Source organism: Aeromonas sp., assembly GCF_050633025.1.
Taxonomy (GTDB): Bacteria; Pseudomonadota; Gammaproteobacteria; order Enterobacterales; family Aeromonadaceae; genus Aeromonas.
In genome coordinates this window covers 1-23359 of the sequence record NZ_JBODRQ010000034.1, presented here as the reverse complement: position 1 = coordinate 23359, position 23359 = coordinate 1, and the positions used below count along the sequence as shown (strand labels likewise).

The following is a 23359-nucleotide window of genomic DNA, read 5'->3' as shown; positions in this document are numbered from 1 at the left end:
CTGATGGCGCCAAATGTGATCGTTCCCCTGCTGGTGTTCGTAGTCCTGTTTCTGGTCGGCACCATGGCCAAGGCACTGCCCCTGCACCACATGATGTAAATTTGTGTGAAATAAAAATCTGCCGGGGCGGGTCTTATCCATACTGCCTCACTGAGCCCCGGGAGTTTTTCATGTTGATCAAGCGTCGTACCGCCCACCCCCTCACCGAACAGGATGTCACCCCGGAAGCCGTCTATCAGGACCGCCGCCTTATTCTCAAGGGGCTGGGTCTGGGCGCCGCCACCCTCGCTTTCCCCACTCAGGCCGGGGTGCTCGATCTGCTGCGCGGTAAAGAGGATGCTCCCCAATTAGCCACCAGGCCGCTTAACAGCAAGCCTGCCGAGCGCCCGGCCAATCTGGTGCTGACACCGGAAGAGAAGGCAACCAGTTACAACAACTTCTATGAGCTGGGCACCGACAAGTCCGACCCGGCTCGCAACAGCCATTACCTCAAGCCCGAACCCTGGACTCTCAAGGTGGAGGGGGAGGTGGCCAAGCCCTTTACCCTCGATGTGTGGGATCTCATCAACAAGAGCGAGCTGGAGGAGCGGATCTACCGGCTGCGCTGCGTTGAAGCCTGGTCCATGGTACTGCCCTGGAACGGCATCTCGCTGGCAGAGATCATCCGCCGTGCCGAGCCCACCAGTCGTGCCAAGTTTGTTGCCTTCGAAACCCTGTTTGATCCGAAACAGCTGCCGGGGCAGGCCTCCAGTCTGGGGGGCGGCATCGAGTATCCCTATGTGGAGGGGCTGCGTATCGACGAGGCGATGCACCCGCTCTCCTTCCTGGCGATGGGGCTCTATGGCAAGACCCTGCCCGCCCAGAATGGCGCGCCGATCCGGCTGGTAGTGCCGTGGAAGTATGGCTTCAAGAGCATCAAGAGCATCGTCTCGATCCGGCTGGTAGAGGAGATGCCCCCCACCACCTGGAACCTGTTGGCGCCCAACGAATATGGCTTCTACGCCAACGTCAACCCGCAGGTGGATCACCCGCGCTGGAGTCAGGCCAGCGAGCGTTTCATCGGCGAGGGTGGAGTATTTGGTGCCAAGCGTCAGCCGACCCTGATGTTCAACGGCTATGGTGACGAAGTCGCCTCGCTCTATCAGGGGATGGATCTTCGCCAATGGTACTGAGATTGAAACCGGCCCATATCAGCGGCCTGCGGGCACTGGTGCATCTGGGCTCCTTGGGTTTCCTGCTCTGGCTGGTTTTTGCCATTCCGGCAGGTCTGCTGGGGGGCGATCCGGTGCCCGAGCTTATCCACTACCTCGGCAAGGGGGCGTTCAACCTGCTGCTGCTCACCCTGCTGGTGTCGCCGCTGGCCAAGCGCTGGCGGCAGGGGCAGCTCATCAAGCTGCGCCGCCCCCTCGGGCTCTGGTGTTTTGCCTGGGCGCTGCTCCACTTCATGGCGTGGCTGGGGCTGGATCTGCAGTTTGACTGGGGCCTGATTGGCGGCGAGCTGGTCAAGCGCAGCTATATCGTGGTGGGGATGGTGGCCCTGTTGCTGCTGGCCGCCCTCAGCATCACCTCACTGCCCGCATTGCAGCGGAGGATGGGGGCTGCGTGGCAGAAGCTGCACAACTGGGTCTATGCCATCGCCCTGCTGGTGCCGGTACACTATTGGTGGTCGCTCAAGAGCGGTTGGCTGGAGCCGCTCATCTACCTGCTGCTGGCCTGCGCCCTGCTCTGGCCAAGACGGGAGAAGCTGCTGCGCCCCTTGCGGGGACGCTGGAATGCAAAAGAGGCCTAATTGGCCTCTTGTTGTTTGATTTCGCCGGTGTAGGCATCGACGATGAGATGTACCTTTTCATTCTGGCGATTGAGGGTTTTGACCTCGAATTTGTCCCCTTCCAGCTCCACTTCCCGAATGTCGTGATACCCTTGCGCCAGCAAGAGTTTGACCAGCCCGGCCATGTCGAGACGGCTCTGGGCCGCCCAGCTTGTGGCACTCAACAGGCAAAGGATCAGCAGGAAACTGCGCGGGATCATATTCATTCCGGATTCATGGCTGGCAGACTATAAACGCCATTATGTTAGGTTTTTGGAGATGAATCATCCATGAATAGAGCGCTCCCTCTGATCGGGTTGTTGTTGCCAGTGCTGGCGCAGGCGTTGACGCCTGACGAAGCCCAGCTGCAGCAAGCTGTCCATGAGGGACGGGTTCGGCCCTTCCATGAAATGATGGAGGTGGCGGCCAGATTGCCAGTGCGGGTGTTGCGGGTAGATCTGGGGGAAGAGGATGGTATCTGGCTCTATGAACTGCGAGTCATCGATCGGGAAAACAGCGTAATCAAGGTGGCCTATCGGGCCGACAACCTTGAGCTGGTGTGGGCCAAGGGGCACCATCTGGAGCGGCTGTTCGAACCGCCCAAGCCCCCGGTCGAGGATGATGAGTAACCCCTGTTTGGAAACCTGTTGATGCGAATTCTGATTGTTGAAGACGAAAAAACGCTGGCTGGCCAGCTGGCCGAACAGCTGCGCCTCTCCGGCTTTGTCACCGACCTGTGCCACGACGGCAACGAGGCCGGTTTCCTCGGCGAGACCGAACCCTACGATGCCATCATTCTCGACCTCGGCCTGCCGGGACGCGATGGCCTGAGCGTGCTGAAGGAGTGGCGCAGCAAGGGGATAGATACGCCGGTGCTGGTGCTGACCGCCCGTGGCCAACTGCACGAGAAGATTGAGGGGCTCAACGCCGGTGCCGATGACTACCTCACCAAGCCGTTCCAGGTGGCCGAGCTGGTGGCGCGGGTTCATGCGCTGGTGCGCCGGGCGGCTGGCAACGCCAGCTCCATTCTGGAGATTGGCGGAGTGCGGCTCGACATGGCGGCATCGCAGGTGTGGTACGAAGGGACCCCCATCAAGCTGACCGCCCACGAGTTCCGGGTGCTGGGTTACCTGATGCAGCACAGGGGCAAGGTGGTGTCGCGCAGCGAGTTGATCGACCACATCTATGCTCAGGATTTCGATCGCGACTCCAACACCGTCGAGGTGTTCATCGGCCGGATCCGCAAGAAAACCAACCCCGATCTGATTGAGACAGTGCGCGGCCTCGGGTACCGGATCAACGAATGAGGTTGGTGAGAACCCTGCGGGGGCGATTGGTCGCCATCGCGCTGGTGTGGTGCGGGCTGTTTCTGTTCGCCACCGGTTTCAGCCTGCAGACCATGATGCGCAACTACTGGCAGGAAGCGGAGGCCGATGGCCTGCGTTTGCAACTCTACGACTTGCTCTCCCGTCTTGAAGTGGCCAAGAGCGGGCTGCCGGTAGTCACCGAGCCGATGTCCGATCCCCGTTTCACTCAACCCTACTCAGGCTACTACTGGCAGCTGGAGCTTAGAGATAATGTGGTGGGGCGGTCACGCTCACTTTGGGATACCAACCTGAAAAGTCATGGTTTGAAATCAGCATTTGGCGACCGCGATCTCTTTGTCGGCAAGGGGCCCAACAAGGAGCCCCTGCTGATCATGACCCGCACCGTGCTGCTGCCCGGTTCGGATCGGGTGTTCACCCTGGTGATGGCCAAGGACAGCAGCGCCCTGACCCAGACCCTCAACAAGACCCGCATCAGCCTGTTTCTCGGCCTCGGCTTTGCCGCTGCCGGTCTGGTGCTCGGCTTCATGTTCCAGATCGTCTACGGCTTGCGGCCGCTGCACCTGCTGCGACGCGAACTGGGGCGGGTTCACGAGGGCCATCAGGAGGGGTTCCGGCTGCGCTATCCGCTGGAGATCCAGCCGTTGGTGGAGGATATCAACCGGCTGCTGCATCACTATGGCGAGCTGTTGCAGCGTGCCCGTTCTCACACCGGCAATCTGGCCCACGCCCTCAAAACGCCGCTCAGTATCATGCGCAATCAGGTAGCGCAGTTGCCGCCGGAAGATCAGGCCGCCATCGGCGAGCAGCTCGACCAGATCCAGCGCCACATTGACTACCACCTCGGCAAGGCGCGGGTGACCGGTGCCGCCAAGATCCTCGGGGTCTCAACCCCGGTGCGGGCGCGGGTGGAGTACATCTGCCGCGCCTTCTCCCGCCTCTATCCGGGCAAGACGGTGGACTTGCAGGTGCCTGCCAATCTGGCGGTCGGGGTGGAGGAGCAGGACTTCGACGAGATGGTAGGCAACCTGCTGGAGAACGCCTTCAAGTGGTCTGCCAGCGAGCTGCGCATCTCCAGCGCCGAGCTGGGGGGCTGGATCACCTTGCGTATCGAGGATGACGGCCCCGGCATGAGCGAGGATCAGATCGCCAAGGCGGTGCTGCGCGGGGTGCGGCTCGACGAGAAGGTGCCGGGCTCGGGCCTGGGTCTCAACATCGTCTCCGATCTGGCGGAAGCCTATCGTGGCAGTTTCATCATGGGCCGCGCCGAACTGGGCGGTCTGGCCGCCTCCCTCTCGTTGCCCAAGGTGGCAAGAGTCGAGAGCTAGGCATAACATATGGCATTTGTTTTAGCCTGAGGAAGAGAACCATGACTGATGATCCGTGGGCACTGTGTCACCTTGACGATTCGTTTGATGCCTCTGTGCTGGGGGTCAAGGGCGCCCAGATCCAGTGGTTCGAAGACAGGGATGGCCTGATCGCGTTCCTTCTGGAAGATTTTGTCGACCTGCTGGCCGATGTGGGCGAGCTGGACGAGGAGCAGACCGAGCAGGCGCGCGAGCGCTTCACCCTGCTGGTGGAGCAGAGCTTCGATGATCGCACCCTGATGGATGCCATCAACGATCTCGCCTCCGGCCTGCGTCGCATCGCCTGGTTGGGGCCACTCTCGGAGCTGGCCGAGATCAGCGACGAGTTTGCCTCCGGCCTGCGCCGCTATTTCTGGAGCCAGTACGACGGGGATGAAGATGACCCGGACGCCTGGGTGCCGGAAGAGCTCTGGCCGCAGTTGGTGGAGTGTGCGCAGGAGTATATGGAAGAGGGGGATTTCTGATTTCCCTCTCGCTATCCGGTTATCGCAGAGCATAAAAGACGGCGCTTTCGGGCGCCGTTTTTATTGGCGGTGGATGACGTGTCGTGAGGGTGATTGGACCAAAGCACTCCTTCATCATCCTCTGATATCACGGACCGGATTGATTCAAAAAAACCACCCTGGCCAGTGCCTGGGAGATGCGTATAAGAGACGATCATCCGCCCCCTTCATAACCGGTTCGTTATTGAAGACCCCGTCAGGCCATGGTCACGATGGACTCCTGCTCGATACCCAGCAAGTGACAGAGACGGGTCGGATCACGCACCGCATCGGCCAGAGTGAACTCGCCCAGCACTTCGAGGAAGGCGTTCATGGCGCGGCGCAGAATGCCCTGAATGCGGCAACCGCCGGAGAGTCGGCAGTTTTCACGCTTGCAATCGACCGGACAGAGCACATGCTCCATGTCCATCACCACATCCCGCAGGTTGATGGAGACCGCCGAGCGACCGAGGCGGATGCCACCGTGCTTGCCGCGCACCGTCTCGATGTACCCCTTGATGCCAAGCTGGTGCACTATCTTGACCACATGGTTGCGAGAGATGCCGAAGGTATCGGCCACTTCGGTAATGGTCGACAGGCGATCCCCCGGCTGCACCGCCAGGAAGGTCAGGGTACGCAGGGCGTAGTCGGTAAATCGTGTCAGTTGCATGGTTGCACTTGCCTCTTACTACAAGCCAGGGATCAGGACGACAACATTGAGCTAAGAGGCAGGAGACAACCGGTTTCCCTCTGTTTGTCATTGGTTCGCCAGAGGGGGCCTGTCTCTTAATCTGAGTTGCGGAGTGACAGGTTAAGAGCAGCACAACCGGGTGTCGATGAAGATGCACATAAATCGACACTTTCTTTGATTGATCGCAAACTTGCCGGGTTAGCCCGGCGTTTACCCGCTTTATGGCGGGTAAATCTCCCGAATAGTCCCCCTCGCCAAGCCCCTTCGACCAGCAGCCATATGGCCTGCGAACCGCCCCTCAATCGACAGTCAAGGAGGTGGTTCAGTGGGGCTGTTTCAGCCAGTTTTTCAGTGCGACCGAGGGGATGGAGCTCTCGGAGGCGACGGCAAACGCGCCCCAGTCCACCGCGCACTGCAACGCATCCTCGATTGCCATGCCCCGTGCCAGACCGTGGATCAGGCCACCGGCGAAGGCATCTCCCGCCCCCGTGGTATCGACCACAGATACTGGCCGGGCTGCGACCCGGATCTGCTCATCACCGTGGATGGCAACGGCCCCTGCCTTGCCCTCGGTCAACACCAGCCATTCGAGCTGCTCCCCCGCCAGCTGGCGGGCATGCTGCCAGGGGTCGCTCACCTCGCCGAGATCGGAGCGGGAGGCCACCAGCACATGGCAGGGGCGGCGCGCTTGGCCGCCCTTGGGATACTGGGCCACCACGAAGCTCTTGCCGAGCATCTGGCGCATGTAACTGATGATGGCGGTGCCGGGATAGTTCACATAGAGGCAGTCGATCCCCTCCAGCGGCAGATCGCCGGGTAGATCGGGACGCCGCGGGCGGCGCAGTATGGTGCGCTCGCCGGTGGAGTCCACCAGGATCAGCAGCTCGCCGGTCTCGCCGCCAAAGCGCTCCACATGGCTGCAATCCAGCCCGTAACCGGCCGCCTGCTCCAGCAGCCAGTCGCCGGTCTCGTCCAGCCCGATACGGGAAGCGATAGTCACCTCGTGACCCGCCCACACCAGCCCGATGCCGGTGTTGGCTGCGCCGCCGCCCAACCTGCGCCCCTGATCCACATATTGCAGCCGGGCCCCCGCCACCAGCGGTTCGGAGAGGGAGAGCACATGATCACAGTTGAGATTGGCAAGCAGCAGAATGCGGGACATAGAGACCTCGGACGATGGAGATAGCCCAAAAGAGACAGGCTGAACCCCGAGTAGAGCCCAGCCTGACAGAAGAGACAACCGGCAGCGATCGGGAATCCGATCGGGATCAATAGATGGGCAGCTCCACCCCGGCCAGCAGCTCGTCGATGCGCGCCTGGGTCGGCTGTTGCATCACGCTCTGAATCACCTCCTTGGTGAGGTGGGGCGAGAAGGAGCTGATGAAGTCATACATGTAGTTCTGCAGCAGGATGCTCTTGCTGAAACAGATCTGGGCCGGACAGGGCTTGAAAAGGTGCTCCAGATTGATAGAGACCAGCCCGGGGCTGTCGGTGTCGTTGGCCACCAGCGAGGAGATGATGCCGATGCCAAAACCCAGCTCCACGTAGCGCTTGATCACCCCGGCGTCCATCACCGTCATGTAGTAGCTCGGGGTGAGACCGGCGGCATGGAATACCTCGTCCTGCACCTGACGGCCAGTGGCGCCACTCTCGTAACTGAGGATGGGGTAGTGGCAGAGCTGCTCCAGCGTCGGCTTCTTCACCTTGGCCAGCGGGTGATCCTGCGGCACCACCAGCGAGAGGGTCCAGAGGTAGGCGGGCAGCGCGATCAGCTCCTTGTCGAAGCCAATCTCGTGGGCAACGATGGAGAAATCGGAGTAACCCTTGCTGATCTGCTCCTTGCTCGCCGACATCACCGGATGGAGGTGGAACGAGATCTTGGGGTACTTCTTGGTGAAGTAGGTAACCGATTTGGGCAGCAGATAGCGGGCGATGGTGTGGGTAGTGTGGATGTTGAGAGTGCCCACGGTCGGATCCAGATACTCGCGGGAGATCGCCTTGATCTTGCTCTCGATGTTGAGCATCGCCTCGGCACACTTGATGATCTCCTCCCCCACCGGGGTGATGCGGTGCAGATGCTTGCCACGGCGCTCGAAGATCCGCACTCCCAGCTCGCTCTCCAGCAGGCCGATCTGCTTGCTGACCCCGGGCTGGCTGGTATAAAGCGCATCGGATGCCACCGAGACGTTGAGGTTGTGGTCCCGGATCGCGATCAAGTACTTCAATTGCTGTAGTTTCAAGGCTTCACCCTCTCAAGCTGGTGCGGCGATCACGCCAGACAAACAGGCCGCCACAAAGGGCGGCCAGTGTATCATCCGATCCCGACATCGCAGCGCTTGATCCTTCATTTTGCTACAAAATCTAGCACCCGAAGGGGGTCGCTGACAAACCGGGCTCAGGCCGCGCCAGCCCGCAGCGGCAGGATCCCCAAAAACTGCAGCAACCACTGCATCATGGTGGTCGAATCCACCTCCCCCTCCAGCGAGGAGAGGCTGCTCTGGTAACGCTCGTCGGGCAGCAGGCCACGGCGCCGTTCGATCAGCGCCCGGTTGTACTCCACCGAAAACTCCGGATGCCCCTGAATGGCGACGATGTGATCACCCTGCAAAAACATGAAGTTGGGACAAAAATCGTTGCCCGCCAGCCGGGTTGCTCCGGGTGGCAGCAACGCCACCTGATCCTGATGGCTCGCCAGAATGCGGATATGATCCCGCGCCGGCACCATCCAGGGGGCATCTTCCAGCATGGGGTGAACCGATACCCCCAGCCCCCACCCCTTGGTGGACTTCACCACCTCGCCACCGAGCGCCTGGGCGATCACCTGATGGCCGAAACAGATCCCGGCCAGCTTGACGTCGGTATCGTGGGCCCGGCGGATCCAGCCGCGCAACGCCTGGATCCAGGGGATATCGCTATAGGCATCGTGGCGCGAACCTGTGATGAGCCAGGCATCGCACTCATGCAGATCCTCCGGCAACTCGCCATCGATGGCTGACCAGACCCGAAACTCCAGCTCGGGTGCCAGCGGCTGAAACCCCCTGATAAACATCTCGGAGTAGACGGGGCCAAAACGATCCGCCAGATCGGGATCCAGCCGGTCACAATCGAGAATTCCCAATCGCATCTGTTGCTCCTTTACAGAAGTGCCCCCGCAGACCAGCGATCTGCGGGGGCAAGAGAATCAAATCATGGTGGTGAGCCTTGGGCTCATCACTTCATGGTCGGCATGGAGAACTCGGCACCACTGCGCAGGCTCTGGGGCCAGCGCGCCGTCACCGTCTTCATCCGGGTATAAAAGCGAACCCCATCCGGCCCGTGCATGTTGAGCGGCCCGAAGATGGAGCGCTTCCAGCCGCCAAAGCTGTGAAACGCCATCGGCACCGGAATGGGAACGTTCACCCCTACCATACCGACCTGCACCCGCGCCGTGAAGTCCCGCGCGGTGTCGCCGTCACAGGTAAAGATGGCGGTACCGTTGCCGTACTCGTGCTCGTTGATAAGGCGCAGTGCCGTCTCGTAGTCCGGCACCCGCACGATGGAGAGCACAGGGCCGAAGATCTCCTCGCGGTAGATGCGCATCTCGGGGGTCACCTCGTCAAACAGGCAGCCACCGATGAAGTAACCCTCGTCGTGGCTCAGCGTGCGACCATCGACCCGCAGCGTGGCCCCTTCGGCCACCCCCTGATCCACGTAGCCGCGCACCTTGGCCAGATGCTCCTTGCTGATGAGCGGCCCCATTTCGTTCTCCGGGCTCTGGCCCAGCCCCGGGCCCACCCGCAGTTTTTCCACCAGCGGCGTCAGTTTGGCCACCAGCGCATCGGCGGTCTCGTCCCCCACTACCACGGCCACCGAGATCGCCATGCAGCGCTCACCCGCGGCCCCATAAGCGGCCCCCATCAGGGCGGAGACCGCCTGATCGAGGTCCGCATCCGGCATCACCACCATGTGGTTCTTGGCGCCGCCCAACGCCTGCACCCGTTTGCCGTGGGCCGACGCGGTGGCATAGATGTACTGGGCGATGGGAGTAGAGCCGACAAACGACACGGCACCCACTCGCGGGTCGGTCAGCAGCACATCCACCACCTCCTTGTCACCGTTCACCACGTTGAGCACCCCGTCCGGCAGACCGGCCTCCTTGAGCAGCTCGGCCATCCGCAGCGAGAGAGAGGGATCCTTCTCGGAGGGTTTGAGAATGAAGGTGTTGCCGCAGGCGATGGCAACCGGGAACATCCAGAGCGGCACCATGGCCGGGAAGTTGAACGGGGTGATACCGGCGCAAACCCCCACCGGCTGCATCATGGAGTAGCTGTCTACCCCGCGACCGACGTTGAGGGAGTGCTCCCCCTTGAGCAGATGGGGAATGCCGCAGGCAAACTCCACCACCTCCAGCCCGCGGGTCAACTCACCCTGCGCATCGGAGAAGACCTTGCCATGCTCGCGGCTGATGAGCTGGGCCAGCTCGTCCCTGTGCTGCTCCATCAACTCCTTGAAGCGGAAAAAGACCCGGGCCCGCACCAGCGGCGGGGTTTGCGACCAGTCGGCAAAGGCGCGCTCGGCGATGGCGATCGCCTCCTGACACTCGGCGGCGCTGGAAAGCCCGACACTCCCCTGCTGCTTGCCGCAGGCGGGATTGAAGATGGCCCCATGGCGCTCGCTGCGACTCTCCTGCGGTTGGCCGTTGATGAAGTTGCTGACCCTGTATGTCATGTATCCTCCGTGATGACTGATATCGTGGTGGCGCAGCGCTCGTCAACACGAGGCAACGCAGGGCCCCGCCAGAGCGGGGCCACCAAATGGGTTAGGGTTGGGCCTGCAGGGCATCCTGCAGCAGGGTGAAGAGATCGTCGATCTGGCTGCGCTCGATGATGAGGGGTGGCGACAGGGCGATGATGTCGCCGGTCACCCGGATCAGCGCCCCCTTCTCGAAGCAGCGCACAAACACCTCATAGGCGCGCTTGCCCGGCGCATCCGGCATGGATTCCAGCTCGATGCCCGCCACCAGCCCGTAGTTGCGCACATCCTTCACATGCTTGCAGCCCTTCAGCGAATGAGCCGCCTCCTCCCAGTAGCCCGCCAGATCGGCGGCGCGGCTGAGCAGATTCTCGTTACGATAGATCTCGAGGGTCGCGAGCCCCGCAGCCGCAGCCACCGGATGACCGGAATAGGTGTAGCCGTGGAACAGCTCGATAGCCCCCTTGCCTGCCGCCATCATGTCGTCATAAATGTGCTTCTGCACCAGCACCGCGCCCATGGGGATGGCACCGTTGGTCAGCCCCTTGGCGCAAGTGATCATGTCGGGGATGACATCGAACTCCTGGGCGGCGAAGGGAGAGCCGAGGCGACCGAAACCGGTGATCACCTCGTCAAAAATCAACAGGATGCCGTGCTTGGTGCAGATCTCCCGTAGCCGCTTGAGGTAGCCTTTGGGGGGCATCAGCACGCCGGTACTGCCGGCGATGGGCTCGACGATCACCGCCGCGATATTGCTGGCATCGTGCAGGAAGACGATCTTCTCCAGCTCATCGGCCAGCGCCACATCCTCCTCGGGCAGCCCTTTGGTGAAGGCGTTCTTGGCGATATTGAGGGTATGGGGCAGATGATCCACCCCAGTCAGCAGGGAACCAAACCACTTGCGGTTGCCGGGAATGCCCCCCACCGAGATGCCGCCAAAGCCGACCCCGTGATAGCCACGCTCGCGGCCAATCAGCCGGGTGCGGGTGCCCTGACCGCGCGCCCGCTGCCAGGCCAGCGCGATTTTGAGAGCGGTATCGACCGACTCTGAGCCGGAGTTGGTATAGAAGACATGGCCGAACCCCTTGGGAGAGATCTCCACCAGCTTGTTGGCCAGCTCGAACGGCAATGGGTGGCCCATCTGGAATGTGGGGGCAAAATCGAGGTGGGAAATCTGCTGGGAGACCGCCTCGGCAATCTCGCGCCGACCATGGCCCGCGTTGCAACACCAGAGTCCGGCTGTGCCATCCAGTATCTTGCGGCCATCCTCTGAGTGATAATACATCCCCTCTGCCGACTTCAGTATGCGCGGCGCCGCCTTGAACTGCTGGTTGGCGGTGAACGGCATCCAGAAGGCGGACATGTCGGAGGGCGTATTGATGTCGCTGATCGGTTTCATGGTCACCTCATCCTTAAGGTGTTTAGCAACTGTTGGCCAATGCCTATTAAATTAAACACCTAAATCCATAAAAAAGGGCCCATTATCGCCCTGTCTGGTGCCACCCCTAGCTAGACGCATCAGCAGGGTGGTATAAGATATTTAACACAATTTTAATAATAGTAAACAGTCAAGGAGTGTCTATAGATGGATATCGGTCACCGCCTCAAGGCGGTTCGCACCAAGGCAGCCCTCTCCCAGCGCGAGCTGGCCAAGCGCTCCGGTGTGACCAACGGATTTATCTCCCAGATCGAGAAAAATCAGGTGAGCCCCTCTGTCGCCTCCCTGCGCAAGGTGCTGGAAGGCATCCCCATGTCGCTGGCCAGCTTCTTCACCGAAGAGACTGAAATGGGCACCGAAGTGATCTTCCGCGCCGCCGATATGCCGGATCTCGGCACTCACCCGATCAGCTACCGATTGGTCGGGCACAGCCGTGCCAACCGCGCCATCGGCATGTTGCAGGAGATCCTGCCAACCGGAGCCGACACCGGTGACGACATGCTGAGCCACGAGGGTGAAGAGTGCGGCATCGTCATCAAGGGCGAGGTTGAAGTGACCGTTGGCGAGCAGATCTACCTGCTGACGCCGGGCGATGGCTACTACTTCGACAGCCGCACCCCCCACCGTTTTCGCAACGTGGGCGAACAGGAATGCGTGCTGATCTCGGCCAACACCCCCGCCAGTTTCTGACATTCAGACGCGCCTCGGCCAGGGGGCAATGTTTAATGAATTGTTACAAGATGGATTTACAAGCGGCAGGATGTTTAGCATATTGATACGCGGAAACTGACTTTTGCCGGTTCAAGGAGTGAACATGAGTGACCTGACCCTGGCCCAGTGGCAACACAAGGCCTCCCACCTGACCCTGCCCTCGCAAGCCTTTATCGATGGCAGCTACCGGGATGCCGTCAATGGCGCCACCTTCGACTGCATCAACCCGGCCAACGGAAAGCTGCTGACCAAGGTCGCCGCCTGCGACGCCGCCGATGCCGAACTGGCGGTACAGGCCGCCCGTGCAGCGTTCAACGACAAACGCTGGAGCGGCCTGCCACCGAAACAGCGCAAACAGATCATGCAGCGCTTCGCCGAGCTGATGCGCCTCAACAAGGTGGAGTTGGCATTGCTGGAGTCGCTGGACATGGGTAAACCCATCGGCGATGCCATGGGCTATGACGCCCCCGCCGCCGCCAACTGCATCGCCTGGAACGCCGAAGCGATCGACAAGGTTTACGATCAGGTCGCCCCGGTGGAGGAGTCCGCCCTGGCGCTGGTGACCCGCGAAGCGCTCGGGGTGGTTGCCGCCATAGTGCCGTGGAACTTCCCGCTGGTGATGGCCTGCTGGAAGCTGGGCCCGGCGCTCGCTACCGGCAACTCGGTCATTCTCAAGCCTTCCGAAAAATCCCCCCTGACCGCCCTGCGCATCGCGGGTCTGGCCAAGGAGGCAGGCATTCCCGACGGCGTGTTCAACGTGCTGCCGGGCTTTGGCCACACAGTGGGCGAGGCGCTGGCCATGCACATGGATGTGGACTGCATCACCTTCACCGGCTCCACCAAGATCGGCAAACATCTGGTGGAGTGCTCTGGCAAGTCCAACCTCAAACGCGCCTTTATGGAGTGCGGCGGCAAGAGCCCCAACATCATTCTGGCTGACGTGCCCGATCTGGACGCTGCCGCCAGAAGCGCCGCAGGTGCCATCTTCTACAACCAGGGCGAGGTATGCACCGCCGCCTCCCGGCTGCTGGTGCAAAACAGCATCAAGCCGCAGTTTATGGAACGACTGCTGGCCCACGCCCGCGAGTGGATCTCGGCCAACCCGCTCGACCCGGCCACCCGCATCGGCGCCATGGTGGATCACATCCAGATGGAGCAGGTGCTGCGCTATGTCGAAATTGGCAAGCAGGAGGGGGCCAAGCTGCGGCTGGGGGGCAACCGCACCAACACAGTGAGCGGCGGCTTCTATATCGAACCCACTATTTTCGATGAAGTCACCCCGCAGATGCGCATCTTCCGCGAGGAGATCTTCGGCCCTGTGCTGGCGGTGACCGGCTTCGATACCCTGGAAGAGGCCATTGCGCTGGGCAACGACACCGACTATGGGCTGGCCGCGGCAATCTGGACGGCGGATCTCAACAAGGCGGTGAAGGGCTCGCGCGCCCTGCGCGCCGGTACCGTGTTCGTCAACAACTGGGATGGTGGCGACATGACCATGCCGTTTGGCGGCTTCAAACAGTCCGGCAACGGTCGCGACAAGTCACTTCATGCGCTGGAGAAGTACACCGAGCTGAAAAGCACCTGGATTCAGCTGGAATAACACGACAAAGCAGCACTATCGGATCAAAAAAGGGGGAGAAATCCCCCTTTTGCATTTTTGGCCTTCCATCACCGGGCTCAATCCTTATAATGATAAAAAAGCCAACATGTTAAATATAAAGACAAAAATGCTATTTTTTCTGGGAAGTGTCCTGTTTCTGGTGATCGGCCTGCCTCTGCTCTTCTTTGCATTGGGGCATGGTGAGGCCTATGTCACCTGGGGCCCCTGGATCTCCGCTATCGCCCTGATGCTATGGCTGCTGATGGATGTGGACAAGATCCGCCGCGGCAAACGCTGATCCCCCTCCGCTCCTGACACTTCTTTATTTGCTTCTTTCCCCGCAAAAGGATCGCTACACTGATTTTTTGCGATGTTTTTCCAACATCACTCTGTCAGTGAAGGCTACCCGCATGCAGCAACAAATTCAGCGCCAGGGCGTCATCTACGCCTTGTGCGCCTATACCCTTTGGGGCATAGCCCCAATCTATTTCAAAGCCATTGCTGCCGTGCCGGCCATCGAGATCCTCACCCACAGGGTGATCTGGTCCTTCGCCCTGCTGATAGTGCTGGTACTGCTTGGCCGCCAGTGGCACAAGGTGCAGGCGGTGCTGCGTCGGCCGAAAGTGCTGCTCACCCTCGCCTTCACCTCCTTCATGGTAGGGGGCAATTGGCTGCTCTTTATCTGGGCCATCAACAACGGCCACATGCTGGATGCTAGCCTCGGCTACTACATCAATCCGCTGTTCAACGTGCTGCTGGGGATGGTGTTTCTGAGCGAGAAGCTGCGCCGTCTGCAGTGGTGGGCGGTCGCCCTCGCCTTTATCGGGGTGGCGATCCAGCTTCTCGCCTTTGGCTCCTTACCCTGGATCGCGCTGGTGCTGGCGTCGAGTTTCGCTATCTATGGACTGGTGCGCAAAAAACTGGCCCTCGATGCTCCCACCGGCCTGCTGCTGGAAACGCTCATCATGCTGCCTGCGGCCGCTTTCTACCTGTGGGGCATCGCCGACAGCCCCACCAGCCATATGACCGAAAATAGCTGGCACCTGAATCTGCTGCTGATCGCCGCCGGCGTCGTCACCACGGCCCCCCTGCTCTGTTTCACCGCAGCCGCGACCCGGCTCAAGCTCTCCACCCTGGGCTTCTTCCAGTACATAGGCCCCAGCCTGATGTTCATCCTGGCGGTCACTCTGTACGGCGAGGCATTGGCGCTGGACAAGATGATCACCTTCGCCTTCATCTGGAGCGCCCTGGTGCTGTTTAGTCTGGATGGTCTGCGCAGCGGCAGAGCCGTGCTAAGCCGGACCTGACCCCTCCCCGCCCCCCGACCCCGGCTCACCAGCCGGGGTTCTTTTTTGTGCCACCCAACTCTTCCTGACAGCGACCACCCATGCCGAAGAGGCGACCATGGTCGTCCAGCACGCCCGCATCCTGGCCAGGCAGACTCGCCACTTTCATCTCGATCCCCCCGTCACTGATCTGGGGCGCTGATGGGCGTCAGCGCCGCCATTTTCCTCTGCGCTGGCAAAATGGGTAGCATTAGACTCCATGAGGGAATAGGATCCGCCCCTCTAAAAAACCAACTGCAAGGATCAACTGACATGACTCGAAAATGGTCGCTCCCCATCGTGGCACTCGCGGGGGGAGCGTTACTCTGGCTCGGCAACACCTTTGGTATGAAATGGGCTCTGATGGCCCTGATCGGATTCGGCTTCGGCTTCACTCTCTCCTTCAGTCGCTTCGGCATCGTCTTCGGTTGGCGCGAGATGCTGACCAAGCGCAACAGCTACTACGTGCGGGTTCACCTGCTCACCATCGCCATCGAAATTCTGCTGTTCACCACCTTCCTCTCCTTTAGTCACGCCCTGTTTGGCGATGCCATGGTGGGCAACGTGATGGCCATCGGCATTCCCTTCATCGTCGGTGCCTTCCTGTTCGGCATCGGCATGCAGCTGGCAGGCGTCTGCGCCACCGGCACCCTTTACTGCTGCGGCGAGGGACAACCCCGCTTCTGGCTGGTGCTGCTCTGCTACGGCATCGGCACCCTCATCAGCAACCAGTTCCGCCCCGAACTGGAGGCCACCTTCTCCAGCCATGTGGTGCTGGCCAAGGATTTGACCGGCAATATCTGGAGCGGCATGCTGCTCAACCTGGCGCTGGTCGCCGCGCTGTTCCTGCTGTTTCGCAACAGCGAACTCAAGCGGACCGGCGAGCTCAAGCCCCTCTTCAGCGGCGGCAACCTGTTCTGGCGCGATGGCCGCTTCACCGTGCTGACCGGCGGCATCATCATCGCCATACTCAACTCCACTGTCGTCGCCCTGCACGGCTCGGCCTGGACCATCACCGGCGCCGTCTATGACATGGCGCTGCGCGGCGCCTCTCTGTTCGGCCTGTTCGAGGGCCACCCCAAGCTGGCCCAGCCGCTCTTCATCAACCCCATGGTCGGCATGTTCTGGCTCGGCATTCTGGGGGCCATGCTGGCGCGCTGCCTGAGCGGTGGCGGTAACTTCGCCCCGATGCGACTCGGCAACAGTCTGGCCTCCATCATTGGTGGCCTGCTGATGGGGATGGGCGCCATGTACGCCGCCTGCAACCTCGGTGGCTTCTTCGATGGCACCGCCTCCGGCAGCCTGCACGGCTGGGTCTGGATGCTGATGGCCCTCGCCGGCAGCCTGATTGGTATTCGCCTGCGCCCGCTGTTTGGGCTCTGACGTCCAGCATTGCAGTGCACGCCATAGAAAACGGGAGGCCAAGCCTCCCGTTTTTACCTTTATTGCTCCCGTCGCTCTGCTTATTGGACAGGCTGGGAAACCCCTTCCAGATGGATTTCCACCCGGCGATCCGGTGCCAGACAGGCGATCAGCTCCTGCTTGGAGCGGCTGGCACAACTGTTGCCAGTGACCGGATTGGCCTTGCCACGCCCCTCGACCCGCACCTTGTCAGCATACAAGCCTTTGGATACCAGATAACTGGCCACGCTCTGGGCACGCTTCTCGGAGAGGGCCAGGTTGTAGTTGTCGGAACCGATGCGGTCGGTATAACCGATGACAGTTGCGACGCCATCTTTCGGATTGGCCGCCACAATCTGGCTGAACAGGGCATCGAGCGCCTGATTGGCAGCCGGTTTCAGGGTCGCCTTGTTGAACTCGAACAGCACATCGGAACTCAGGCTGAAGGTCTTGGGTTCCACTACGACCGCAGGGGCCGGTGCGGCGGCAGGAGCGGGCGCCGGTGCTACGACCTCGCCCCCTTGCTGGCCGAAGCGATAGAGCATACCGAATGAGATCAGACCGTTATCCAGCTCGATGCCGGAGCGATCGAGAGACGCATCTCCCAGCGGCGTGGTGTACTGGTACTCCAGACGGGCAGCCCAGTCACGATCGATGGCATATTCAGCACCCAGCGCACCAACGAAGGCGGCGCCATGCTTTTTGCCGGTATCGCTCACACCACCACCACTGATCTTGCTATCTGTCCAGGCATAGGCTCCACCGAGTCGGCCATAAAGATCGAGCACGCTGGTGGCCGGGAAGCTTATCTTCATGGTGGCCTGCACAAGCTGACTCTTCGCCTCACCAGTGAGAGCCGTTGCACCACTGCCCCCTTTCAGCTCATATTTGCCCAACCAGTCATAGCCCAGCTCAAAACCAAGATTCTGGTTGAGTTGATAGCCAGCAAATACCCCCAACCCCAGATCGTCGGTGTTCTCACTATTGTCACCTACCAAGCTGAAGACGTCGGCGATATCCTGGTTTTTATCAACGCCGTAATAGTTCGACCAACCGGCCTTGCCACCGACATACCAGGTATTGTCCTGAGCGGCGGCCTGCACGGCTCCGGCCGCCAGCAAACCACCGACCAATACGGCAAGCATGGATTTATTCATATTTTCGCCTCTGCAATAAGTCGTTATGGGCGCCTGAGTGCGCACTCTCCCTGTGTGAAGCCGTCAGGCGGCCTCGCCGCAGTCAGGTTATCCCATCCGCTGACAGCCTCAAATGACCAAGTCATCAGGAGTGTGAGCTTGCCTGCAATATGATGACTCCGAGTCATGAAGTCAGAGCATTAGCCAAGCTTGAGAGAGGTGTATGGACAGCGGTTTATTGTGCACCAACGACCAGACTGGCAACTCTTCATCAAACATGGGGGTTGTCTCGGCCCAATGATCTGAGGGCAGGAAACATCGCTCTTCCGGCAACAGGTCATCAGGCAAGGATGACAGCTCTGCAATCAAGGTTCGTAGCTGGCAACAAGTCACATCCCCCCTTAGGGCAAGCCTTCCCTGCTCAACTTCTCGAACCAGCCAGGAGAGTGCAGTTACATGCCGCATCACACATGCCATCTCTAACCATTGAATTCCCCGCTTACCTTTCCTGGATTCCAGTAAGGCAAAACGCATGACACTCGCTTTGTGCTGTAAACTGACTCCCTTCTTGAGCCATTCACGAGATGCCTTCTGCTCTGCTGGCGATCCGGACTCAAGCAATCTGGCAAGGCAGTAGATAGCCCATGTATGCCCTCTGGTTGCCGCCCGGCGATACCAATACATCGCCAACCTCTCATCCTGACGGTACCCCCGCCCATGCTGGATGTTGAAAGCCAGAGAATACATCGCACTATCTGACCCGGATTGTGCTGCCTGCAGAAAACAGGCGTTTGCCTGCTCCCACTCTCCCGCCAGAGAGTGGATATCGCCCAGGGCACACATAGCGATTGCGCTTCCCTGTCGCGCGGCGACCTCATACCAGTGGCGGCCCTCCATCGGGTGTTCGCTGGTGCCCGCCAACATATTCATGGCATCGGCACAGCCTTCGCTCGCCCCCTGTAGCCACAATTGGCGAGCGTGGTTTTTATCGATCTGTTTACGTTCACTTGACGATCCGACCCCGTAATAGAATTCAATCCCGAGATTGCATAGTCGCGCCAATCGCCGCTTTTTAGCTTTATCAGAACAAGACATGACGTGGATGCCTCGACAGCAATAAGCAACTTTCCTGCGGTAAGCAGTTAAACAGAGCATTGTGTAACACCTTGGGTGCCAGCAATGCTTTGAGTTGCTGATACTGGCTCTCAAAATCCTCTAACGTCATCCCCATGCACTCCTCCTCTGAAGTGATGTTCAGCGAATAATCAACTCCTTGCAGAGACGCGGCATGGCGCGGCAAGTCATTGTGCGCCAACAACCAACCATAACGATGAGACTGCAATAATGTCTGAACCTCATGACATTGATCCGGTTGCAAATAGTCATCCGGTGCCATCCAGCCATACAACCAATTGATAAAGGTCACCCCATCAATTCCAGGAGCATGGAGCTGTGACTGGTGTTCCGGGATCAGAAACAGGGGGGATAACCAGATAGTAATCCTGGTGCGGTTCGCCACCCATTCCAAAAAGGAGAGAGAGGGAGAGGCCAGGTCAATCACTACTGCAACAGGGGTATTGGCATCTGTATGTGCCAACTCATCCGGGGTGCGATAAAGGATGCCTTCAGGCTCAACACCAATTGGCGGCGACTCGGTAATCAACATCAGCATGGGAACATTCCGGGTTATTCGGCTGGCAGTTATTGAATAACACCCTGACGTCATCCGGTGACGCGTGCCACAACAACGCTGAGTGACGCAACGCCCGGTTATAACGTTGCCCACTCACAGCAACCAAGTTAACAGGAGTGTTCCATGAGTCATTACTTCACCATCCTCTGTCCACATTGTGGTACGACAACCACAGTTTCCACCTCCGTAGCACGTAATGGTACCGGTGTTGGCCAGTGTCGCAATTGCCGAAAATTGGTGCGTATTCAGGTCGATCATCGTGGTGGAATCGTAAGAGTTAAATGACATCAGACCTAACAACAGCTTGTTCTGACAACAAACTTGGCTCTGGTTCAGAAAATATCAACGTGTCACTTGAGTCAGACTAAAACTGGGGGCTAGTATGCCCCCTCTTCAATAGGCTCTGACTCCATTGCCATGTCCGATATCCAGACCCAACGCCATTTCGCCATCCTTAACTATCTGCCTTACGAACCCCTATCAATTTCTACGACGGAGCTCATGCTCAAACTGGAGCGCGATGGCTTTGATGTCACCCTGCGCAAAGTGCAGCGCGATCTGGAGAGCCTGAGCTGCCGTCATAGCATCCTCAGCGACGAGACGGTTCGCCCGTATCGCTGGTCACGCAAACAAGGCAGTAAAGGCTGGCTGGATATGACACCCAGCACAGCCTTGGCACTATGCATGGCCAAGCAACACCTGCAGGGGCTGTTGCCACGCCAGTTACAAGGTAATCTGGCCGATTTCTTTGCCCAGGCGGAGCAGCGGCTCGCCAATTCCCACGAGAAGCTGGCGATGTGGCCCAGCTGCATTGCATCTCATCCGGCAGGATTTCAATTGTGTCCACCAAAGGTGAGTACACTGGTGCTGGAAGGTGTCGAACAGGCTCTACTGGAAAAACGGATTATCGATATCGAATACACTCCCCGGCCACCAAGAGCAGCCAAGCATTATCTGATTAATCCTCTCGCTTTGGTAACCAAAGGATCCACTCTCTATCTGGTCGCAACGCTGGTAGATAATGGAGAGTATCGAAACTTTGCGCTCCATCGGGCAACTCACGTAGACCTCATGGAGACACCTACAACCATGCCGCCGGAGTTCAATCTGACGGACTATCTTGCCAAGGGGAATCTGGCCTTCGCCAGACACCGCAGCATTGAACTTGTATTACGAGTGAATTACATCGAGGGATATCATCTGCAAGAGAGCTGGTTAAGTGAAAACCAGCGCATCGAACCAGACGATTCATACCATTTCATCCTTCATGCCACTGTCAATGATACGGAAGAGCTGCGTTGGTGGCTGATGTCTATTGCCGATATCAGCGAGGTGTTATCCCCTCCTGATTTGCGCGATATCATCATGGCCAGCCTGCGTAAAGGACTGGCCAATTATGCTGTTCGCTAGCTGGCCATGGGCTGCCGTGACGACCAACTTATCTCATCGGGAAGGTGCATCTGCCCGGACTCCAGGTCAAACGGTACGGCCCAAAGACGCAAAGGCTGCCTGGCCGCATTGGCCAACAAGAATGGCCCAATGACCCGATCCAGCCCACGCCATTTGGGGTAGATAAGGAGCATATCCCCCACTCCCTTCTGATAGGTCTGCCCATAGGCCAGCATTTGATAAAAATCTTGCTGGCCAAGGCCGAACTTGTCTCGACGATTATCCTGCTCGAGCCGCTTCCACTTGGTATCCATGACCCGCAGGCTGGCGTGCCCTTCCAGCAGCAGATCCGGCTTTAGCTGGAACATGGCTCCCTCAGCATGACCCAGCTGGCCATAGTGGCAAAGATATTCAGCGCTCGATTGAGTTTTCAGGCCAAGACCTGAGGGGAGCTGACGCCTCAGTTGGCGAGCAACATAAGCCTCAAATAATCGCTCCATGGGATAGAGCAGGCTGAGCCCTCGCCACTGCCCGTGGAGCGCCATCGGCATCTGTCGCTGCAGAATCAATTCGCACCAGGGCTTGATGGCTTGATAACGAGCCATCAAGCGGTCGGTGCGCCAGGCTCGCAGATCTCGCTCTATTTCACGGGATGGCTGCAACTCATGAAGCATGCCTTGTAGCTCGTGGGACAACCGCCAGCTATGCGCTACTCGGGTTGCTTTGCAGACCAGATCGAGCGCACGGCGGATCAATCTGTGCTCTGCACTCTCGGGTTGAAACAGGTCGTGGCGGATCCGGAATTTATGTTGCCGCCCGGCGGGTTGCCGCATTTGCCTCGCCATATCCAGCTGTCCGCGCAGAAATGGCGCCTCCTCTTCGACTTGCACATAGTCAAAGCGCAGCCCATGCCTGACCAGATGCTCCAGCTCGCAGAGAAATCGCCCCATCACCCACTCGCTCAGGGACCCCTCTCCGAGTTCGAGACCCGCTTCTTCGGTTTCACGTAGTGGCAGATCTATCGCGCTGGCCAGCATCTTCTTGAGCATGCGTCGGCTACGGCTTACCTCGCTCGCCATATTTTCATCCGGCGCCGCATCATGGGTCTTGGGCAGGATCTCGATGATCTGGCCACAGGGCGACTCCAACACCCCCACATAGCTGTCAAGACGAAGCCACTGGCGCCCATCCAGATGCAGCATGGGCGCCCCCTGCTTGCTAAATTGTCCCGCCAGCTCGCACAGCCACATAAACGCCGAGCGGCTAATATGGGCGCGATCCAGCGAAGGGCTATCAAGGGGCTCGAAGGTCAGGCGAGCGTATTCACGGACGATGACGTGACCTTTCACTGCACAGTCTCCGCCTCGACCCGTTGTTCGACCGTACGCCCGTTGTGGTCAATGATGCCCATATAGGCACTTGCTTGAGTCCAGACTCCATCCCCTTCCGGTTTAATCTTCCAGCCGGTGGGCAAGTTGCCCAGCTCAGCCTCTTCACCGAATAGCTTCTGCAGATCGAGCTCCTCATCCTGAGTCACAAAACGGTCACCCCTGGACTTGCGATGGTCATTCAGCACCAGGGCAATCTTCTGCCAATCCTCGAAGAAGTACTCCTGCAGCAAGGGCAGCACCTGTTTTTGGAAAATCCGCCCCAGGTGTGGCAGGTTGGGATCCTTTTGCAGCGGCATAAAGAGGGCGTGCCCCAAGCAGTAGTCGCGGCCCAGCAGGGCAGTAATGCGACGGTTGATGGTCCGCAGCAATTCACCGATCTGGATCCCCTCCACATACAGGCTGTCGAGCAAGTCGGGACGGGGCGGCATCTCTTTAAAGAAGAAGCGGCGACGCAACGCCAGATCCAGGCCAGCCAGCGAGCGATCTGCCGTATTCATGGTACCGATCAGATAGAGATTTCTGGGCACGCCAAAAGGCTGCTTCGAGTAAGGAAGCACCACTTTAAGCTCCTCTTCGGCACCCAGGCGCTTGGACGGCTCCAGCAGAGTGATCAACTCACCAAAGATGCGGGAAATATTGCCCCGATTGATCTCGTCGATAATCAGTACATAGGGATTCTCGGGATCCGCTTCTGCCCGCTGGCAAATCTGTTTGAACAGACCATCGACCACCCGATAATGCAATACACCGTCCTGGCTTTCTGCCTTGATCCCCTCGATAAAATCTTCGTAGCTGAAGCTTTGGTGGAAGGTGACAAACGGCGTTGTTTCCCAAATCGATGCAGCTTGAATGGAACTAATTGAGGGTTCGGT

General features: G+C 59.4%; 25 protein-coding genes. 12 read left to right on the top strand and 13 right to left on the bottom strand.

Features of this window, described 5'->3' with window-relative positions; genetic code table 11:
* Positions 1 to 170: 170 nt before the first annotated feature.
* Both msrP and msrQ read left to right on the top strand, forming a co-directional pair.
* On the top strand, positions 171 to 1172 hold the full coding sequence (msrP, locus tag ACRAUW_RS06995; RefSeq protein ID WP_431361699.1) for a protein-methionine-sulfoxide reductase catalytic subunit MsrP: 1002 nt from the start codon (positions 171 to 173) through the stop codon (positions 1170 to 1172).
* The gene (gene msrQ, locus ACRAUW_RS06990) at positions 1163 to 1789 is read left to right on the top strand and encodes a protein-methionine-sulfoxide reductase heme-binding subunit MsrQ (RefSeq protein ID WP_431361698.1); all 627 of its coding nucleotides are present in this window, start codon (positions 1163 to 1165) and stop codon (positions 1787 to 1789) included. The genes msrP and msrQ overlap by 10 nt, the downstream gene beginning before the upstream one ends.
* Here msrQ and ACRAUW_RS06985 read toward each other — a convergent pair.
* The gene (locus ACRAUW_RS06985; RefSeq protein ID WP_431361697.1) at positions 1786 to 2034 is read right to left on the bottom strand and encodes a PepSY domain-containing protein; all 249 of its coding nucleotides are present in this window, start codon (positions 2032 to 2034) and stop codon (positions 1786 to 1788) included. The genes msrQ and ACRAUW_RS06985 overlap by 4 nt on opposite strands.
* Positions 2035 to 2097: 63 nt before the next feature.
* On the opposite strand from ACRAUW_RS06985, the gene ACRAUW_RS06980 reads away from it, so the two are divergent.
* The 4 genes from ACRAUW_RS06980 to ACRAUW_RS06965 are packed head-to-tail and all read left to right on the top strand — an operon-like array spanning position 2098 to position 4963.
* Complete coding sequence (locus ACRAUW_RS06980; RefSeq protein WP_335830839.1) at positions 2098 to 2436, top strand: PepSY domain-containing protein; 339 nt, start codon at positions 2098 to 2100, stop codon at positions 2434 to 2436.
* Between the two features lie 21 nt (positions 2437 to 2457).
* Complete coding sequence (locus tag ACRAUW_RS06975; protein ID WP_431361696.1) at positions 2458 to 3114, top strand: response regulator transcription factor; 657 nt, start codon at positions 2458 to 2460, stop codon at positions 3112 to 3114.
* Complete coding sequence (locus tag ACRAUW_RS06970) at positions 3111 to 4460, top strand: sensor histidine kinase (protein ID WP_431361695.1); 1350 nt, start codon at positions 3111 to 3113, stop codon at positions 4458 to 4460. The genes ACRAUW_RS06975 and ACRAUW_RS06970 overlap by 4 nt, the downstream gene beginning before the upstream one ends.
* 41 nt (positions 4461 to 4501) lie before the next feature.
* The gene (locus ACRAUW_RS06965) at positions 4502 to 4963 is read left to right on the top strand and encodes a hypothetical protein (RefSeq protein WP_108542312.1); all 462 of its coding nucleotides are present in this window, start codon (positions 4502 to 4504) and stop codon (positions 4961 to 4963) included.
* Between the two features lie 235 nt (positions 4964 to 5198).
* On the opposite strand, the gene ACRAUW_RS06960 is transcribed toward ACRAUW_RS06965, so the two are convergent.
* The 6 genes from ACRAUW_RS06960 to ACRAUW_RS06935 form a co-directional block, all read right to left on the bottom strand.
* Positions 5199 to 5651, bottom strand: a complete 453-nt coding sequence (locus ACRAUW_RS06960) for an Rrf2 family transcriptional regulator (RefSeq protein WP_362792470.1) — start codon at positions 5649 to 5651, stop codon at positions 5199 to 5201.
* A 343-nt stretch (positions 5652 to 5994) separates the two neighbouring features.
* Positions 5995 to 6834 carry a PfkB family carbohydrate kinase gene (locus tag ACRAUW_RS06955; RefSeq protein WP_431361694.1) on the bottom strand — a complete coding sequence of 280 codons (840 nt, stop codon included), beginning with the start codon at positions 6832 to 6834 and terminating at the stop codon, positions 5995 to 5997.
* A gap of 106 nt (positions 6835 to 6940) precedes the next feature.
* A complete protein-coding gene (locus ACRAUW_RS06950; protein WP_113740314.1) occupies positions 6941 to 7912 on the bottom strand; it encodes a LysR substrate-binding domain-containing protein in 972 nt (323 codons plus the stop codon).
* Between the two features lie 155 nt (positions 7913 to 8067).
* Positions 8068 to 8796 (bottom strand): glutamine amidotransferase-related protein, encoded by a 729-nt coding sequence (locus tag ACRAUW_RS06945; protein WP_431361693.1) that lies wholly within the window; start codon positions 8794 to 8796, stop codon positions 8068 to 8070.
* 86 nt (positions 8797 to 8882) lie between these two features.
* The gene (locus tag ACRAUW_RS06940) at positions 8883 to 10379 is read right to left on the bottom strand and encodes a CoA-acylating methylmalonate-semialdehyde dehydrogenase (protein ID WP_431361692.1); all 1497 of its coding nucleotides are present in this window, start codon (positions 10377 to 10379) and stop codon (positions 8883 to 8885) included.
* A 91-nt stretch (positions 10380 to 10470) separates the two neighbouring features.
* Positions 10471 to 11802 carry an aspartate aminotransferase family protein gene (locus tag ACRAUW_RS06935; protein WP_431361691.1) on the bottom strand — a complete coding sequence of 444 codons (1332 nt, stop codon included), beginning with the start codon at positions 11800 to 11802 and terminating at the stop codon, positions 10471 to 10473.
* A 186-nt stretch (positions 11803 to 11988) separates the two neighbouring features.
* On the opposite strand from ACRAUW_RS06935, the gene ACRAUW_RS06930 reads away from it, so the two are divergent.
* From ACRAUW_RS06930 to rarD, 4 genes are all read left to right on the top strand, one after another.
* Entirely contained in the window at positions 11989 to 12531 is a 543-nt protein-coding gene (locus ACRAUW_RS06930; protein ID WP_431361690.1) for a cupin domain-containing protein, read from the top strand.
* 124 nt (positions 12532 to 12655) lie between these two features.
* Positions 12656 to 14152, top strand: a complete 1497-nt coding sequence (locus ACRAUW_RS06925; RefSeq protein ID WP_431361689.1) for an aldehyde dehydrogenase — start codon at positions 12656 to 12658, stop codon at positions 14150 to 14152.
* Between the two features lie 127 nt (positions 14153 to 14279).
* Positions 14280 to 14450, top strand: a complete 171-nt coding sequence (locus tag ACRAUW_RS06920) for a hypothetical protein (protein WP_431361688.1) — start codon at positions 14280 to 14282, stop codon at positions 14448 to 14450.
* A gap of 112 nt (positions 14451 to 14562) precedes the next feature.
* Entirely contained in the window at positions 14563 to 15459 is an 897-nt protein-coding gene (gene rarD, locus ACRAUW_RS06915; RefSeq protein ID WP_431361687.1) for an EamA family transporter RarD, read from the top strand.
* 25 nt (positions 15460 to 15484) lie between these two features.
* On the opposite strand, the gene ACRAUW_RS06910 is transcribed toward rarD, so the two are convergent.
* Positions 15485 to 15607, bottom strand: a complete 123-nt coding sequence (locus tag ACRAUW_RS06910; RefSeq protein WP_431361686.1) for a hypothetical protein — start codon at positions 15605 to 15607, stop codon at positions 15485 to 15487.
* Between the two features lie 143 nt (positions 15608 to 15750).
* On the opposite strand from ACRAUW_RS06910, the gene ACRAUW_RS06905 reads away from it, so the two are divergent.
* The gene (locus ACRAUW_RS06905; RefSeq protein WP_431361685.1) at positions 15751 to 16860 is read left to right on the top strand and encodes a YeeE/YedE thiosulfate transporter family protein; all 1110 of its coding nucleotides are present in this window, start codon (positions 15751 to 15753) and stop codon (positions 16858 to 16860) included.
* 80 nt (positions 16861 to 16940) lie between these two features.
* Here the strand turns inward: ACRAUW_RS06905 and ompA are convergent, their stop codons facing one another.
* From ompA to ACRAUW_RS06890, 3 genes are all read right to left on the bottom strand, one after another.
* Positions 16941 to 18035: a porin OmpA gene (gene ompA, locus ACRAUW_RS06900; protein ID WP_431361684.1), complete on the bottom strand. Its 1095-nt coding sequence runs from the start codon at positions 18033 to 18035 to the stop codon at positions 16941 to 16943.
* A gap of 171 nt (positions 18036 to 18206) precedes the next feature.
* Positions 18207 to 19109, bottom strand: coding sequence for a tetratricopeptide repeat protein (locus tag ACRAUW_RS06895; protein ID WP_431361683.1), 903 nt, complete (start codon positions 19107 to 19109; stop codon positions 18207 to 18209).
* The gene (locus ACRAUW_RS06890; protein WP_431361682.1) at positions 19096 to 19686 is read right to left on the bottom strand and encodes a hypothetical protein; all 591 of its coding nucleotides are present in this window, start codon (positions 19684 to 19686) and stop codon (positions 19096 to 19098) included. Before ACRAUW_RS06890 ends, ACRAUW_RS06895 begins: the two co-directional genes overlap by 14 nt.
* Positions 19687 to 20208: 522 nt before the next feature.
* Between ACRAUW_RS06890 and ACRAUW_RS06885 the strand changes: the two genes are divergently transcribed.
* Positions 20209 to 21117: a helix-turn-helix transcriptional regulator gene (locus ACRAUW_RS06885; RefSeq protein ID WP_431361681.1), complete on the top strand. Its 909-nt coding sequence runs from the start codon at positions 20209 to 20211 to the stop codon at positions 21115 to 21117.
* Here ACRAUW_RS06885 and ACRAUW_RS06880 read toward each other — a convergent pair.
* Together ACRAUW_RS06880 and ACRAUW_RS06875 are read right to left on the bottom strand one after the other, a co-directional pair.
* Positions 21114 to 22445, bottom strand: coding sequence for an McrC family protein (locus ACRAUW_RS06880; protein WP_431361680.1), 1332 nt, complete (start codon positions 22443 to 22445; stop codon positions 21114 to 21116). The genes ACRAUW_RS06885 and ACRAUW_RS06880 overlap by 4 nt on opposite strands.
* The coding region (locus ACRAUW_RS06875) for an McrB family protein (protein WP_431361679.1) at positions 22442 to 23359 on the bottom strand (918 nt) is incomplete at its 5' end. The genes ACRAUW_RS06875 and ACRAUW_RS06880, both read right to left, overlap by 4 nt.